The following is a 15,562-nucleotide window of genomic DNA, read 5'->3' on the forward strand; positions in this document are numbered from 1 at the left end:
AGGAATTACCTGCAAACGGCTTTTGAAAAAAATATATAACTTATTCTAAATCAATTATTTAAAATAAAAACTAGTAATCACCTCCTGCGCCGCCGCCGCCAAAGCTACCGCCGCCAAAGCCTCCAAACCCGCCGCCTCCGCCGCCTCCGCCACCCCAGTTTCCAGAGAAGCTACCACTCCCGGAATGGGTAGTATATGGCCAAATGATCGGTCCGCCAAAGTTGCCCAAGCCACCTCCGCCACGTCCGCCACGGCGATTTCTGAATATGATAATGAGTATAATAACCAGGATGATACCGAATGTTAAAAATGGAGAACCAGAATCGCCACCATTATCGGTTTTGGGATCGGCTTTATATTCTCCGGTAGCGTATTTAAAGATCATATCCACGCCCTGATCCAGCCCGGCGTAAAACTGGTTGTTCTTGAACTGCGGTATGATGACAGTGGAAATGATGCGTTTGGCGATGGCGTCAGGGATGGCGCCTTCCAAACCTTCTCCGGTCGCAATAAAAACTTTCCGGTCGGTAGCGGCCCATAGCAAAGCGATGCCGTTATCCTTGTCTTTTTGACCTACACCCCACTCCCGGCCTAATTTAAATGCATAATCGGCAATCGGGTAATCGCCTGTCGTTTTAACGATCACAATCGTGATCTGCGAAGAAGTGGAATCGTTATATGCGACCAACTTTTGTTCAAGACTCGCTTTTTCACCTTCCGAAAGCTGGCTGGCAAAATCGTTGACGAGGCGTGGCGGGTTCGGTTTAGGAGGAATATCCTGCGCACTTACCCCGAAGAATGTAAGCGCAAACAAGAAAAACAGGATCAGGGATTTATTCATAATCATTGTCCAAACGAAATATCGTCCGGAAGTTCGTTGATGTCGTCAGATTGATAGGGGAAGTGCGTTTTAAGCTGTAAACCAGCTTCTTCTATGCCTTTGGCAAGGCCTTCCGAGAATTGACCTTTTATAAAATATTCCCGGAGCAGGTCTTTGGTAGAATTCCAGAAGTTACCGGGTACCTTTTCATCGATTCCCTGGTCGCCGAGGACTGCAAATTTCCGGTCTTCGTAAGCCAGATAAAAAAGTACCCCGTTTCGCTGGGCGGTTTCATGCAGATGAAGAAAGAGGAAGACTTCTTTGGCCCGGTCCATCACATCCGGGGTCGGGCATTTCTTTTCGATATGCACCTTAACTTCTCCGGAAGTCTGTGTTTCAGCTTGTTGAATGGCTCCAATGATGCGCTGCTGCTGTTCATCAGAGAAAAAAAGCGAATCGCTGGGCATAAGCTGATGGTTTTGGTCAGGAAAGAAAAAAGCATTCCGGGCCAAATGATCCGGAATGCGATGTTATGCTAGAATTTGACAGTCGGTGCTTTGTCGGAGCCTGCCGATGCGGTGAAATAGCCTTTTTGAGAGAAGCCGAAAACGCCTGCAAACAGGTTGGTCGGGAATGTCCGAACTTCCTGGTTGTAATCTTTGACAACGGCATTAAAGTCGTTTCTGGCTACGCCAATGCGGTTTTCGGTGCCTTCCAGCTGCGCCTGCAATTCCAGGAAGTTTTGGTTGGCTTTTAGTTGCGGATATTGTTCAACCGAAACAAGCAGTCGGGAAAGTGAGCCGCTCAACTGGTCCTGTGCGGCCTGGAATTTGGAGATATTTTCCGGCGTAAGCTGGTCAGCATTAATGGTCGTCTGTGTAGCTTTTGCCCTTGCTTCGATTACTGCGGTCAAAGTGCTTTTTTCAAAATCAGCAGCACCTTTGACGGTACTTACCAGGTTCGGGATCAGGTCGGCGCGACGCTGGTACTGGCTTTCTACTTTGGCCCAGGATTCTTTTACGACCTCGTCTTTGCCTACCAGGCCGTTATATTTACCGCAGCCTACGAATCCCAAAATGAGAACTACGACAATCACTGCAATGAGTCCTTTTGACATTTTTGTATTTTAGTTTAGAATGAATGGATGTAATTCAAAGTTGTCCAAAGCTAGCAAAAAGGTTTGCAAAAAATACATAACCGGTTTTTGACAAATTTGTGTGCCGGACGTATTGTGATAATGGGCAACTGGCCCGAAAAACGGGATTTTTAATATTCTCCTACACCGGCAATGTTGTTCCACCTGCCCCAGCTGACCGAGACTTCATAGTCGAGCAGGCAGCTTTCAAAGTACATCGCGCCCATGGTCCAGTTGACACCCAAGTGATTGACCAGATAATCTGCTGCCGTGATCCGCTCTTTAAATGCCAGGAAGCCGGATTTTTGAAGTTTATCCATGATCGCATTCACTTCTTGGTTATCGGTTTTTCCGTCTATCCAACTATTTAGAATTGCCTGATCATTGGTCCAGCGTGTAGAGAAGTCATGTTTAAACCCGCTCGGCTTGAAGATCCGCGGGCCGTAGCGAAGCAAAATCCAATGTGCATAGTCCCTTCTCAGCAAGTCTTTGATGAGTAATTCGGTTTGGGGAGAATGTTCAAGTGTGGAAATGCGGTTGTAAATTTTCCTGGGAGATAATCCGCCGAGCGACAACCATTGGGAAAGCCGTGAGTCGGTCAGACTAACCGGGTTTTCCTGATGTACATGTATGTCAGCAAGAAAACTTTCGAGTGTGGCCTGTGCCTGCGTCTCGCCAGCCAGACGGTTTTCAGATTTGGCTGCGGGCGCAATAATTTCCTCCGGATCGATACCCAATGTTGGTAAGGAAGGCAGCGAGCCGGCTTCAAATTCGGTCGGCAATATGATCTCTTCGGGTTCCGGAAGTGATGCTTTCACAACTAGCTTATCAGTCAATTCGGCAAGAAATGCCTTGAAATTGGACGGTAGCTTTGAAATCGGGAAGGGGAGGTCCGCCGCGGAAATCAAAGTGTCCATCCAGAAAAGCTTGATGTCAATGTTGGCGATTTTCAGGTTTTTACTCAGGGAAGACTCGATCCTGGTTTCTTCCGGGCCTATTTCTTTGCTGGTATACACAAATTCAGCATTGTAATCCTGCGCCATCTGTGCGATGATTTTCTCCGGCTCACCAATTCTGATTAAAAGATCGGCGCCCTTTTTACGCAGGTTATTCCGGAGATCGGCCACAGCATCGAGCACACATTGGGCGCGCAATGCGCCTGTTCTGCGAAATCCGAGACGGGTACGCTCAAATTGCCGGGGATCGAAAACGTACACCGGAACAATTTCGTAACCTGTATGCGCCGCGTTGAATAATGCTTCGTTGTCGTTCAATCGGAGGTCATTTCTGAACCAATAAATGATGCGCTGAGCCATTAAAAGAATACTGGATTGATGTCAAATTCGAATTTTAAAAAGCTACAATATTACAAAAATTGAACCGGTGTAAAATAAAAAGCCCGCTGCGGGTTGTTCGCAGCGGGCTTTTGAGATGAGTATGTTAGTAGCTCAAAATCGTGAATTCGGTACGCCGGTTTCGCTGATGCTCTTCCTCGGTTTTAGCATTCGGAATGATCAGCTCGCGCTCGCCGTAACCTTTGGCTACCATCCTGTCGGCATCGATTCCTTTTGTATTGAGATAGGCTACTGCGGATTCTGCACGGTTTTGGGATAATGTCATGTTGTACGCATCCGTCGCACGGGCATCAGTGTGAGAGCTGAGCTCGATGGTCATCGTCGGGTTATCTTTCAGGATTTGAACAAGTTTGTCCAGCTCAATAGCCGCGTCGGGGCGAATGTTGTATTTGTTCAAATCGTAATAAATGTTTTCCAGGACAAAAGTCTTGTTCAATTCCAGCTTATCCAGTTTGATCGTTACATTAAATGTAGTATCCGTCAATTCTTTGGTTAGAAAAATAGGAGGGATGGAGCGGCCATTCATTGAAAATGGTTCACGTTTGCTGATATAACCTTTTCGCTGCACCAGCAAACTGTAAGACGCTCCTTCCTCAACTGGCTGCGTACCGAATTTACCCGAAGGATTAGTGGAAAGCTGCGCAATTTGCACCTCGGAAGTGTCAGGCAGGATGTGAATGATTGCAGAATCGATCGGCATAGGGTTTTGGCCCGCAGTTACCACATTTCCCGCCAGGAAATATCTGACCACTTTCCGCTTTCCGTTCACATAATTAGGATTGTTGGGATTCAGCGGGTTGTTCGGATCATTGTTCCGGGCCACTTCTGCGCTATCCGGTTCTTCGGGCGAAGAGAAGTAGTAAATGTCGTCATCGCCTTTTCCACCGTCACGGTTAGAAGAGAAAAATCCTTTTTTCAGGTTTTTATAAAATACAAGACCAAAATCATCCTGCGGACTATTGAACGGCGTCCCCAGGTTTTCAATTGTAATCACGCCCTGGCTTCTGGTTGCTGAAAACAAATCGAGCTTACCTAATCCCGGATGCCCGTCGGAAGCGAAATAGAGTCTGCCGCCTTCGGCTACGTAAGGAAACATATCGTCACCGGCAGTGTTAATGTCCCTGCCCATATTTACCGGCCGGCTGAACCTTCCGGAGGCATCCATGTTTGTGCGGTAAATATCAATGCCGCCAGCGCCACCGGCTCTGTTGGAAGCGAAGTAAAGCGTTTTCCCGTCTCTTGAAAATGCAGGAGAGCCATCCCAGGCAAGTGAATCGTTGATGGGCAAAATTGCTGGTAGCGTCCATTTACCATCAATGTTGCGGCTCATATATAAGTCTACATCGGCAGTACCTTTCTTCTTGCCGGTATTTCCACGCGCAAAAACCAATGTTTTTCCGTCAGGTGAAAATGCGGGCGAGCCTTCATTGGCGTCTTCATCAAAAATGTCCTGGCTTAGCAAAACGGGATTTCCCTGCGTGGTACCTGCGTCCTCAGAGATCGCGACTTTATACAGGCCCAGCATTGCCTGACCATTGTTCTTATAAACCTTCTGTTTTTTGGAAGAAGAAAAAATCAGTTCATTGCCCAAAATGGTAGGGGAGAATTCGGCACCCGCGGTATTCAGTGGGATGTCTTTGATTTCCACTTCCATTTTCTGCGTTTTGAGGCGGTCCGCAATCCGGAGGATTTCAACTTCTCTCAACGCACGTTCCTGCAAGTTGGCAGCGCTGGCAGTATCTTTTGCAAAAGCTGAAAACTGGCTGGCTGCTTCGCTATACTGGCCGTCGGCTTTCAGGGCGTAGGCGTACTGGAATTTGGCATCGGGGCTGGTGAGGCCACCGTCCAGGGCTTTCTTATAATAAGGTATAGCTTGTCTGAAACGGTTGGAAAGACGGTAGGATTCGGCAATCAAATAGTTGGTCTGGACAGGTTCATAATTTTCAGCGGCCGCCTTTTCGAATCCTTTGATGGCAAGGTCATATTCTCCGTTTGAAAATTTCTTTTGTCCGTCTTTATAGGCCTGCATCGCCGAATTGCAGCCGGAGAGGTATATGCTTAGGGTAATAAGGCTAATTACGAGGGTAAAACTACTCCGCAAAAGTTTCATAATGTCAAGTATAAAATCAAACGATCGACGCGCACACGGGTTTTGAAAAACAATACTAATAAACAACGATTGGAAATAAAATTATGGATACAAGACGCTAAGATTTTTATTTGGGTTGTAATGCCTGTTTTTTGGTCAAAATTGGCAGCGGAGGAGAAAAAACAATTCTTAACATTTTGTAAATCAATGTTACTATCATACTTTTGCAGTCCGATTTTTCGGGAAAACTGTTTATATAACAAAAGACTGGTTAGTTAACCGGATCAAAATCAATTTGTTAAATGCCAACTATTTCACAATTAGTACGTAAAGGTAGAGAGACCATTACATGGAAGTCCAAGTCGCCGGCTTTGGACTCATGCCCTCAGCGTAGGGGCGTGTGCACCAGGGTGTACACAACAACGCCAAAGAAACCGAACTCAGCACTTCGTAAAGTTGCCCGTGTTCGTCTTTCTAACAATAAGGAGGTGAATGCCTACATTCCAGGAGAAGGCCACAACCTGCAGGAGCACTCGATCGTTTTGATCCGTGGTGGTCGTGTGAAGGATTTGCCAGGTGTACGTTATCACATCATCCGCGGTGCATTGGATACTGCTGGTGTGAACGGACGTAGACAACGTCGCTCGAAATATGGTGCTAAACGTCCAAAACCAGGACAAGTTCAGGCAGCGCCAACAAAAGGTAAAAAGAAATAAAAAGTAACTCTCTCTGCTTTTATTAAGTAATTCATCTGATAAAAGGGAAGTAATCTGTGCCGATGCATGGGTGAATAAGTTGCAAAACGAAACCTACGTAAAAAATTTTAAGACAAAATGAGAAAGTCGAAACCAAAGAAAAGATACATCCTTCCTGATCCTAAGTTCAGGGATGTTCAGGTTACCAAGTTTGTGAACAACCTGATGTACGAAGGAAAAAAGAGTATTGCATTCACTATTTTTTATGACGCGCTGGAATTGGTTGAGAAAAAAACCAACGAAAATGGTCTGGAAACATGGAGAAAAGCATTGAACAATGTTACTCCATCTGTTGAAGTAAAAAGCCGTCGTGTGGGTGGTGCTACATTCCAGGTTCCTACTGAGGTTCGTCCGGAGCGTAAGCAGTCACTGGGCATGAAATGGTTGATCAACTATTCCCGCAAGCGCGGCGAAAAAACAATGGTTGACCGTCTGGCTGGCGAAATTATCGCTGCTGCAAAAGGTGAAGGTTCTGCTGTTAAAAAGAAAGACGATACGCACCGTATGGCAGATGCCAACAAGGCATTCTCGCACTTCCGGTTCTAGTTTTAGGACTAGTTCATATATTAAGAAACAGGTATCGCATGGACGTGCGGTACCTGTTTTGCTTTAATGGGAGCTGAGTTGATATGTTGAAAAATAAGTCAAAAATTATTTCTCAATGTTGTTTTTATAGCTGACAATCTGTACTTTTGCGCTCTGAATTTCCGAAATAGGCTTCTCAGGCTATCGAAATTCTTGCCTTCGAATTGAAATTGCACATCGAATAAAATAAACACATCACCATTTGTCATGGCACGTGATCTAAGATTAACAAGAAACATTGGTATTGCTGCGCACATTGATGCCGGTAAGACGACTACAACGGAGCGTATACTTTATTATTCAGGTGTAAGCCACAAAATTGGAGAAGTGCATGACGGTGCTGCTACAATGGACTGGATGGAGCAGGAGCAGGAGCGTGGGATCACTATTACTTCCGCAGCGACTACTGTTAACTGGAATTATCGTAATGAAAAATATCATATCAACATTATTGATACCCCAGGTCACGTTGACTTTACGGTTGAGGTAAATCGTTCTCTTCGCGTATTGGATGGATTGGTTTTCCTTTTCAGCGCGGTGGATGGTGTTGAGCCTCAGTCTGAAACAAACTGGCGTTTGGCTAACAACTACAATGTTGCCCGTATCGGTTTCGTAAATAAAATGGACCGTTCAGGTGCAGACTTTTTGAAAGTTTGTACGCAGGTGAAAGAAATGTTGGGAAGCTACGCAGTGCCTCTTCAATTGCCGATCGGTGCTGAAGATTCATTTAAAGGTGTAGTTGACCTGGTTAACTTCCGCGGTATTGAGTGGAATGAAGCTGATAAAGGCATGACTTTCACTGAGGTACCTATTCCTGACGATATGTTGGAAGAAGCAACTGAGTGGAGAGAGAAATTGCTTGAAGCAGTTGCTGAGTTCGACGATACGTTGATGGAGAAATATTTTGAGGATCCAAATTCTATCACGGAAGATGAAATCCTTGCAGCATTGCGTGCAGCGACTATCAGCATGAAAATTGTACCGATGGTTTGCGGATCTTCTTTCAAAAACAAAGGAGTTCAGACAATGCTTGATTACGTGATGGCTATCCTGCCTTCACCCCTTGACCGTGAAAGCATTATCGGAACAGATCCACGTACTGGTAATGAAATCAGCCGTCAGCCGTCTGAAAAAGATCCTTTCTGTGCATTGGCATTTAAAATTGCAACTGACCCTTACGTAGGTCGTCTTTGCTTTATCAGATCTTACTCGGGTGTTCTTGAATCCGGTTCTTATGTTTTGAATAACCGTTCAGAAAACAAAGAACGTATCTCCCGTATTTTCCAAATGCATGCGAATAAGCAAAACCAGATCGACAGACTGGAAGCTGGTGATATTGGAGCGGTAGTTGGTTTCAAAGACATTAAAACAGGTGATACGCTTTCTGATGAAAAGAACCCAATTGTTCTGGAATCAATGGTGTTCCCTGAGCCTGTAATCGGTTATGCGATTGAGCCTAAGAAAGCGGCTGACAGTGATAACTTCTCGAAAGCTATCACTAAACTGATCGAGGAAGATCCAACTTTACAGGTTGAATCTAACGAAGAAACGGGCCAGACGATCATTAAAGGTATGGGCGAGCTTCACCTTGAAATCATCATCGACCGTATGCGTCGTGAGTTCAAGGTGGAAGTAAACCAGGGTGCTCCTCAGGTTGCATACAAAGAGATTCTTACCAAGAACTACGAACACCGCGAGGTATATAAGAAACAAACGGGTGGTCGTGGTAAATTTGCCGATATCGTTTTCGAAATCGGGCCACGTGACGACAACGAAGAAGGCAAAGAACCAAAACAAGGTTTGCAGTTTGTAAATGAAGTTGTGGGTGGTGCTATTCCTCGTGAATTTATCGCTCCGGTTCAGAAAGGATTTGAAGCTGCGATGATCAATGGTGCATTGGCAGGTTATCCTTTGGATTCGATGAAAGTGCGTTTGTTCCACGGTTCATTCCACGATGTCGATTCAGATTCGCTGTCATTTGAACTTGCTGCTAAAATTGGTTTCAAAGAATCTGCGCGTCACGCTGGTTCTAAATTGATGGAGCCGATTATGCACGTTGAAGTTCTCACACCTGACGAATATACAGGTCCGATCACGGGTGACTTAAACCGTCGCCGCGGAATCATGAGAGGTATGGATTCCCGTAACGGAGCCCAGGTTATCAAAGCTGATGTACCTCTTTCTGAGTTGTTTGGATATGTGACTGACCTTCGGACAATGTCTTCCGGTCGTGCAACTGCATCTCTTACTTTTGCTTACTATGAAATCGTTCCGAACAACATTGCGGAAACTGTGATTGAAAAAGCAAAGGGTTTGGTTAAAGCGTAAATGTCAATCCGTTGTCAGAGAGATCTGACAACGGATTTTTTATAGATATAAGTCAGTGAAGTAAATGGTTCTTTCGCTGATGGATGTTCGAAAGTCTTCGAGCTATTTTTCTGAACCGGAAACAAACAATACTCATGAATCAAAAAATTCGTATTAAACTTCGGTCTTTCGACCACAATCTGGTTGACAAGTCAGCCGAGAAAATCGTGAAGGCGGTGAAGGCTACGGGAGCAGTAGTTAGTGGTCCAATTCCTTTGCCAACCAAGACTGAGAAATTTACAGTACTTCGTTCTCCACACGTAAATAAGAAGTCCCGGGAGCAATTCCAGCTTTGTACTTACAAACGTCTGGTTGACATTTTCTCTACAAGCGCTAAGACAGTTGACGCGCTGATGAAACTGGAACTTCCTAGCGGAGTTGACGTAGAAATCAAAGTATAGTCATAAGGGTTTATTTAGTTAAACCAAAAAAATATACGGGTGAAGGTCCATTTCCGGAAACCACATCTGAACTCAAAGAAAGCCGTTTGTTGGTGTGGTTTACATGCCTTAATGATGGTTCTCAAAAACTGAGGTCAGATGTTCATTCATCTGACCTTTTTTGCTGATTATCAGCGAGAAATATTTTAATACTGCTTGGATACTAAAATTCAGTTTTTTACCTTTGCAGTCCGTTTTAAAGAATAAGGGTTTTACCTGCTAATTTTAATTTCAAAACATGTCTGGTTTAATTGGTAAGAAAATCGGAATGACTAGTTTGTACAATGCTGACGGGCAGGCTCTGGCATGTACTGTGATCCAAGCTGGTCCTTGTGTTGTTACACAAGTTAGGTCCGAAGAGAAGGATGGCTATAAGGCTATTCAGTTAGGTTTTGGTGAGAAGAAAGAAAAAAATTCTACCCAGCCTATGATTGGTCACTTCAAAAAAGCCAACACGACTCCCAAACAAAAATTGGTTGAGTTCAAGGAATTTGTAGTGGAACATGAACTTGGTACTTCATTGTCCGTTCAGGACATCTTTGAAGAAGGTGAGTTTGTTGACGTAGTAGGTTCTGCAAAAGGCCGCGGTTTTCAAGGTGTTGTAAAACGTCATGGATTCGGTGGTGTTGGTGGCCAGACGCACGGTCAGCATAACAGAGCCCGTCACCCAGGTTCGATTGGTGCTTGTTCATTTCCATCACGTGTTTTCAAAGGAATCCGCATGGGTGGACGTATGGGCAACAATCGTGTAAAGATTCAGAATTTGCGTATTCTGAAAGTGATACCTGAGCAAAATCTTTTGGTTGTAAGTGGCTCAGTACCGGGTGCAAAGAATTCATTTCTAATCATTGAGAAATAGTACTAATGGAACTGTCCGTATTAAATATAAAAGGAGAAGATACCGGCAAGAAGGTAAGTGTGTCTGAGGAAATCTTCGGCATCGAACCTAACACGCATGCGATCTATCTCGATGTAAAGCTGTATCTGGCTAACCAACGTCAGGGTACACACAAGTCTAAAGAACGTGCAGAAGTTAACCGCTCTACCCGCAAGATCAAGCGTCAAAAGGGAACAGGTGGTGCTCGTGCAGGAAGTATGAAATCACCTGTATTTGTAGGTGGTGGACGTATTTTCGGTCCAAGACCTCGGGACTACGGTTTCAAGGTTAACAAAAAAGTAAAAGCATTGGCTCGTAAGTCTGCTTTTTCTGCCAAGGCACAATCCGATGCCATTTCAGTTTTGGAAGCATTCACATTTGATGCGCCTAAAACTAAATCATATCTGAATGTATTGAATTCCCTTTCATTGACTAACACAAAAACATTGTTGATCCTTCCTGCGATTGACAGCAATGTGTACCTGTCAAGCCGCAACATTCCAAAAGCGAAGGTTGCCACTGTGGATTCGGTTAATACCTACGATTTGATGTATGCAGACCGTCTTTTAATAAGTGAATCTGCGCTGTCTATTTTGGAAACCCAATTGAACAAATAACATGAGTGTACTGAAACGTCCGATTATAACTGAAAAGGTAACGGCTCAGGGTGGTCAAGGAAAATACGCTTTTGAAGTTGCTCTTACTGCTAATAAGGTAGAGATCAAAAAAGCTATTGAGAAACTGTTCGGGGTTACCGTAGAAAGCGTTCACACAATGCGCAGCATTGGAAAAAGCAAATCTCGCACATCGGGAGGAAAATTTGTAAGTGGAAAAACGTCAACCATTAAGAAAGCTATCATTACGGTAGCCGAAGGCGAGATCATCGATATCTACGGTGAAGCATAATAGTTGAGCGATTCAAAATCTTTGACGAGTTAATAGCAAATGGCAGTTAAAAAATTAAAACCGACAAGTGCTGGTCAGCGTTTCCGCTCGGCTCCTACGTTTGAGGAGATCACCGCTGCGAAACCTGAGAAAAGTCTTCTGGAAACCATCAAGAGAACAGGTGGTCGTAATAGCCAGGGACACATGACCATGCGATATATTGGTGGCGGGCATAAAAGAAAATATCGTGTTATCGATTTCAAAAGAAATCGTTTCGATTCGCCGGCTACTGTTCTTACCATTGAATATGACCCAAACCGTTCGGCGCGCATTGCGTTGATCCAGTTTGCGGACGATGAAAAAAGATACATCATTGCTCCAAACGGGCTGAAAGTTGGACAAGTAATCGTTTCCGGAAATTCGGTAGCACCGGAAGTTGGAAATGCGCTTCCTCTAAGTGCAATGCCGGTCGGTACAATTGTACACAACATTGAGCTTACACCAGGCAAAGGTGGTCAGTTTGCCCGCAGCGCGGGAGCTTATGCTCAGCTTGTAGCACGTGAAGGCAAATATGCAGTTCTGAAAATGCCATCTGGTGAAATGCGAATGATCCTTTCAACTTGTATCGCTACGGTTGGAACGGTTTCTAATGCAAGCCACATGAATGTAGCATTAGGAAAAGCGGGTCGCAGAAGATGGTTGGGACGTCGTCCACGCGTTCGTGGTGTTGCCATGAACCCAGTCGATCACCCAATGGGTGGTGGTGAGGGCCGCTCGTCCGGAGGTCAGCCTCGTTCTAGAAACGGCCAGTTTGCGAAAGGTTTGAAAACCCGTGACCGCAACAAGCATTCTGAGAAATTGATTATAAGCCGTCGTAAAAAATAATAGTATAACATGGCACGCTCATTAAAAAAAGGACCATATATCGACTTCCGTCTTGAAAACAAAGTCACTGTGATGAACAGTGCGGCGCGTAAGTCAGTTATCAAGACCTGGTCACGACGTTCAATGATATCGCCTGATTTTATCGGGCACACGTTTGCAGTTCACAACGGGAATAAGTTCATCCCGGTTTATGTAACTGAAAACATGGTAGGACACAAGCTGGGAGAGTTTTCTCCAACGCGCAACTTCCGTGGCCACACCGCAAAAAAGGATAAAGGTAGAAAATAATTATTCGACGATAGCTGGTTCTGAAAGGAACGAGCCTATTTCTGAAAGAACATGGAAGCAAGAGCTATATTAAAAGATGTGCCTACCTCTCCTCGCAAGATGAGATTAGTAGCCGACATGATTCGCGGACAAAAGGTCAGCAAAGCGTTGGCACTTTTAAAATTTCAACCAAGAGCATCTTCACCTGTATTGCACAAAGTTTTACTTTCTGCGGTAGCCAACTGGCAACAGTTGAATGAGGACGCAAAATTGGAAGACGCTGATCTTATCGTAAAGACCGTATTCATTGACGGTGGCCGTATGTTGAAGCGCCTACGCCCTGCACCCCAGGGAAGAGCACACAGAATTCGCAAGCGTTCTAATCACATCACAATCGTGATTGATGATGCAGCAGCTTCGGCTTCGGAGGTAGATAAGGAAGCAGTAATCACCGAATCATAAGTAAAACGATCTATATCGAATGGGACAAAAGGTAAATCCTATAGGTCTGAGACTAGGAATTGTTAGAGGCTGGGAGTCAAGCTGGTATGGAGGAAAAGACTTCTCTGATAAATTAGTTGAAGACGAAAAAATCCGTAACTACATTAAAGCACGTATCCCAAAAGGATCTATTTCTAAAGTAGTTATTGAGCGTACATTGAAACGTATCACTTTGACCATCCACACTGCCCGTCCAGGGATTGTAATTGGAAAAGGTGGTAGCGAAGTTGATAAAATTAAGGAAGAGCTTAAAAAGATCACAGGCAAGGATGTTCAGATTAATATCTACGAAATCAAACGCCCTGAGATCGACGCGAAATTGGTTGGCGAAGCTATCGCTCAACAATTGCAAGCTCGTATCTCTTACCGTCGTGCTATGAAGCAATCAATCGCTTCGGCTATGCGTGTAGGAACACAAGGTATCAAAATTCGTCTTGCGGGACGTTTGGGTGGAGCTGAAATGGCCCGTACAGAAGAGTACAAAGAGGGTCGTATTCCTCTTCACACATTGCGTGCTGACATTGACTATGCAATTTCGGAAGCCCAGACTATCTATGGTAAAATAGGTATCAAGGTTTGGATCTTCAAAGGAGAGCTTTACGGAAAGCGTGATTTGACTCCTGCAGCAGCAACAGCAGCAGCAGACAGAGCGGATCGCAGTACCGGAGGCGGCAATGATCGTGGCGGAAATGATCGCGGCAGAGACAGAAGAGGCGGCAGAGGAAATGAAGGTGGCGGAGCACCTCGCGGAGAAGGCGGTGGTGGTGATGCAGATCGTCGCAAGAGGAATAATAACAGTAATAACAAGAATAAGAAGAAGTAATCAGACATTTTCCGGTTTTACCGGTTCAAATAGATTAGATCATGTTACAGCCGAAAAGGACAAAATTTCGCAAGCAACAAAAGGGAAAGGGATCGTACAACGGTTTGGCTACTCGCGGACATGAGATCGCTTTTGGATCGTTTGCTATTAAAGCGCTCGAACCAGGTTGGTTGACTGCACGACAAATTGAAGCTGCCCGTATCTCCGTTACCCGTGCTATGAAACGTGAAGGGCAAGTTTGGATCCGCATTTTTCCAGACAAACCTATCACTAAAAAGCCTGCTGAGGTTCGTATGGGTAAAGGAAAAGGTGCCCCTGAATATTGGGTCGCACCGGTTAAACCAGGTACCATCATTTTTGAGGCAACTGGTGTTGAGCTCGATACTGCAAATGAGGCGTTGCGTTTGGCTGCACAAAAACTGCCAATTAAAACGAAGTTCGTGGTACGTCGGGATTATCAGGAATAGGGTTAACCCCACCGTATTAAGAACACTAATTATTTAAAGCAATGACTAGTAAAGAAATAAAGGATCTTTCGCAAGATCAGCTTAAAGAGCAGATCTCCCAAGAGAGAGAGCGCCTACTCCGGTTGAAATTTGCGCATGCGATTTCTCCGATTGAGAACCCCCTGCGTATTCGCGCCTCACGTAAGGAAATTGCAAGACTCTTAACCGAACTGTCGGCTAAATCTAACCAGCAGTAAATCAGTTTAGAAATTATGGAGGCAACAGAAAGAAATTTACGTAAAGAAAGGATAGGCAAAGTAGTGAGCAACAAAATGGAGAAATCCTGTGTGATCACTGTTGAGCGTAAAGTAAAGCATGCCAAGTATGGTAAGTTTATGACTAAAACTACCAAACTGATGGTGCATGATGAGACAAACCAGGTCGGTATCGGTGATACGATCAAGGTGATGGAGACTCGTCCGCTTAGCAAAAATAAGCGTTGGAGATTAGTAGAAATCCTTGAAAGAGCTAAGTAATCATGGTACAACAAGAATCAAGACTGTCAGTAGCAGATAACAGCGGAGCGAAAGAAGTACTCGTGATCCGGGTGCTTGGTGGAACAGGAAAGCGTTATGCCTCAGTTGGCGATAAGATCGTCGTAACAGTAAAGGCTGCTTTATCTTCGAGCAATATGAAGAAAGGTACGGTTTCAAAAGCCGTAGTGGTGCGCACGAAAAAAGAAGTGAGACGTAAAGATGGTACATACATCAGATTTGAAGATAATGCTGCGGTGTTATTGAACAATAATGATGAGCCAAGGGGCACGCGGATCTTCGGCCCTGTTGCAAGGGAATTGCGTGAGAAGCAATTTATGAAGATCGTTTCTCTGGCACCGGAAGTGTTGTAAGAAATCGATCACTGTATTTCTTTAAACTGTTAAGAAAATACCTCAATGGAAAGTTCAAATAAAAAGGCACCTGCAAAATTACATATTCGCAAAGGAGATACCGTAAAGGTGATTTCTGGAAACGCGAAAGGTGAATCCGGTGTAATCAAGAAGGTACTTGTAGAAAAATTAAGAGCTACTGTGGAAGGTGTTAACATGATCACAAAACATGTTAAGCCAAATGCACAAAACCCACAAGGTAGCATTGAGAAGCGCGAAGGAGCCATTCACATCAGCAATCTGATGGTGGTTGATCCTAAGACTGGCGAAGCAACCAGAACAGGTCGCAAAGCAAATGACAAAGGTAAGTTGCAGCGTTTCGCGAAAAAGTCAGGTAACTTATTGTAATCCTGATTTCGTTAAAGTTAGTTATCAAATAATGCGTG

21 protein-coding genes are annotated in these 15,562 nt (G+C 44.6%); 16 read left to right on the plus strand and 5 right to left on the minus strand.

Annotation, left to right across the window (positions count from 1 at the left end; translation table 11 throughout):
* Positions 1-70: 70 nt before the first annotated feature.
* The 5 genes from FEN17_RS13710 to FEN17_RS13730 form a co-directional block, all read right to left on the minus strand.
* Positions 71-841, minus strand: a complete 771-nt coding sequence (locus FEN17_RS13710) for a TPM domain-containing protein (RefSeq protein ID WP_138365918.1) — start codon at positions 839-841, stop codon at positions 71-73.
* A 2-nt stretch (positions 842-843) separates the two neighbouring features.
* On the minus strand, positions 844-1,287 hold the full coding sequence (locus FEN17_RS13715) for a TPM domain-containing protein (protein ID WP_138365919.1): 444 nt from the start codon (positions 1,285-1,287) through the stop codon (positions 844-846).
* A 68-nt stretch (positions 1,288-1,355) separates the two neighbouring features.
* Positions 1,356-1,937 carry a LemA family protein gene (locus FEN17_RS13720; protein ID WP_138365920.1) on the minus strand — a complete coding sequence of 194 codons (582 nt, stop codon included), beginning with the start codon at positions 1,935-1,937 and terminating at the stop codon, positions 1,356-1,358.
* 149 nt (positions 1,938-2,086) lie between these two features.
* Positions 2,087-3,271 carry a deoxyribodipyrimidine photo-lyase gene (locus FEN17_RS13725; protein WP_138365921.1) on the minus strand — a complete coding sequence of 395 codons (1,185 nt, stop codon included), beginning with the start codon at positions 3,269-3,271 and terminating at the stop codon, positions 2,087-2,089.
* Between the two features lie 124 nt (positions 3,272-3,395).
* Positions 3,396-5,420: a CHU_0125 family OmpA-like outer membrane integrity protein gene (locus FEN17_RS13730; RefSeq protein ID WP_445438705.1), complete on the minus strand. Its 2,025-nt coding sequence runs from the start codon at positions 5,418-5,420 to the stop codon at positions 3,396-3,398.
* A gap of 281 nt (positions 5,421-5,701) precedes the next feature.
* On the opposite strand from FEN17_RS13730, the gene rpsL reads away from it, so the two are divergent.
* From rpsL to rplX, 16 genes are all read left to right on the plus strand, one after another.
* Complete coding sequence (gene rpsL / locus FEN17_RS13735; RefSeq protein ID WP_138365922.1) at positions 5,702-6,115, plus strand: 30S ribosomal protein S12; 414 nt, start codon at positions 5,702-5,704, stop codon at positions 6,113-6,115.
* Between the two features lie 117 nt (positions 6,116-6,232).
* A complete protein-coding gene (rpsG, locus tag FEN17_RS13740; protein WP_138365923.1) occupies positions 6,233-6,700 on the plus strand; it encodes a 30S ribosomal protein S7 in 468 nt (155 codons plus the stop codon).
* A gap of 246 nt (positions 6,701-6,946) precedes the next feature.
* Complete coding sequence (gene fusA, locus FEN17_RS13745; protein ID WP_138365924.1) at positions 6,947-9,067, plus strand: elongation factor G; 2,121 nt, start codon at positions 6,947-6,949, stop codon at positions 9,065-9,067.
* Positions 9,068-9,201: 134 nt separating this feature from the next.
* On the plus strand, positions 9,202-9,507 hold the full coding sequence (rpsJ, locus tag FEN17_RS13750; RefSeq protein ID WP_015813787.1) for a 30S ribosomal protein S10: 306 nt from the start codon (positions 9,202-9,204) through the stop codon (positions 9,505-9,507).
* A 277-nt stretch (positions 9,508-9,784) separates the two neighbouring features.
* Entirely contained in the window at positions 9,785-10,405 is a 621-nt protein-coding gene (gene rplC / locus FEN17_RS13755; RefSeq protein WP_138365925.1) for a 50S ribosomal protein L3, read from the plus strand.
* Between the two features lie 5 nt (positions 10,406-10,410).
* A complete protein-coding gene (gene rplD, locus FEN17_RS13760; protein WP_138365926.1) occupies positions 10,411-11,040 on the plus strand; it encodes a 50S ribosomal protein L4 in 630 nt (209 codons plus the stop codon).
* Between the two features lies 1 nt (position 11,041).
* Entirely contained in the window at positions 11,042-11,329 is a 288-nt protein-coding gene (rplW, locus tag FEN17_RS13765; RefSeq protein ID WP_138365927.1) for a 50S ribosomal protein L23, read from the plus strand.
* A 39-nt stretch (positions 11,330-11,368) separates the two neighbouring features.
* Entirely contained in the window at positions 11,369-12,193 is an 825-nt protein-coding gene (rplB, locus tag FEN17_RS13770; RefSeq protein ID WP_138365928.1) for a 50S ribosomal protein L2, read from the plus strand.
* 9 nt (positions 12,194-12,202) lie between these two features.
* Positions 12,203-12,481 (plus strand): 30S ribosomal protein S19, encoded by a 279-nt coding sequence (gene rpsS, locus FEN17_RS13775; RefSeq protein WP_115830811.1) that lies wholly within the window; start codon positions 12,203-12,205, stop codon positions 12,479-12,481.
* Between the two features lie 51 nt (positions 12,482-12,532).
* Positions 12,533-12,922 (plus strand): 50S ribosomal protein L22, encoded by a 390-nt coding sequence (rplV, locus tag FEN17_RS13780; RefSeq protein WP_138365929.1) that lies wholly within the window; start codon positions 12,533-12,535, stop codon positions 12,920-12,922.
* A gap of 19 nt (positions 12,923-12,941) precedes the next feature.
* Positions 12,942-13,784, plus strand: coding sequence for a 30S ribosomal protein S3 (rpsC, locus tag FEN17_RS13785; protein ID WP_138365930.1), 843 nt, complete (start codon positions 12,942-12,944; stop codon positions 13,782-13,784).
* Between the two features lie 41 nt (positions 13,785-13,825).
* The gene (rplP, locus tag FEN17_RS13790; RefSeq protein WP_138365931.1) at positions 13,826-14,251 is read left to right on the plus strand and encodes a 50S ribosomal protein L16; all 426 of its coding nucleotides are present in this window, start codon (positions 13,826-13,828) and stop codon (positions 14,249-14,251) included.
* A 41-nt stretch (positions 14,252-14,292) separates the two neighbouring features.
* Complete coding sequence (rpmC, locus tag FEN17_RS13795; RefSeq protein ID WP_138365932.1) at positions 14,293-14,487, plus strand: 50S ribosomal protein L29; 195 nt, start codon at positions 14,293-14,295, stop codon at positions 14,485-14,487.
* A gap of 15 nt (positions 14,488-14,502) precedes the next feature.
* Positions 14,503-14,766 carry a 30S ribosomal protein S17 gene (gene rpsQ / locus FEN17_RS13800; RefSeq protein ID WP_138365933.1) on the plus strand — a complete coding sequence of 88 codons (264 nt, stop codon included), beginning with the start codon at positions 14,503-14,505 and terminating at the stop codon, positions 14,764-14,766.
* Between the two features lie 2 nt (positions 14,767-14,768).
* Positions 14,769-15,137: a 50S ribosomal protein L14 gene (gene rplN / locus FEN17_RS13805; protein WP_138365934.1), complete on the plus strand. Its 369-nt coding sequence runs from the start codon at positions 14,769-14,771 to the stop codon at positions 15,135-15,137.
* Positions 15,138-15,182: 45 nt separating this feature from the next.
* Positions 15,183-15,524: a 50S ribosomal protein L24 gene (gene rplX, locus FEN17_RS13810; RefSeq protein WP_138365935.1), complete on the plus strand. Its 342-nt coding sequence runs from the start codon at positions 15,183-15,185 to the stop codon at positions 15,522-15,524.
* Positions 15,525-15,562 lie beyond the last annotated feature (38 nt).

Source organism: Dyadobacter luticola (assembly GCF_005860805.1).
Lineage (GTDB): Bacteria > Bacteroidota > Bacteroidia > Cytophagales > Spirosomataceae > Dyadobacter > Dyadobacter luticola.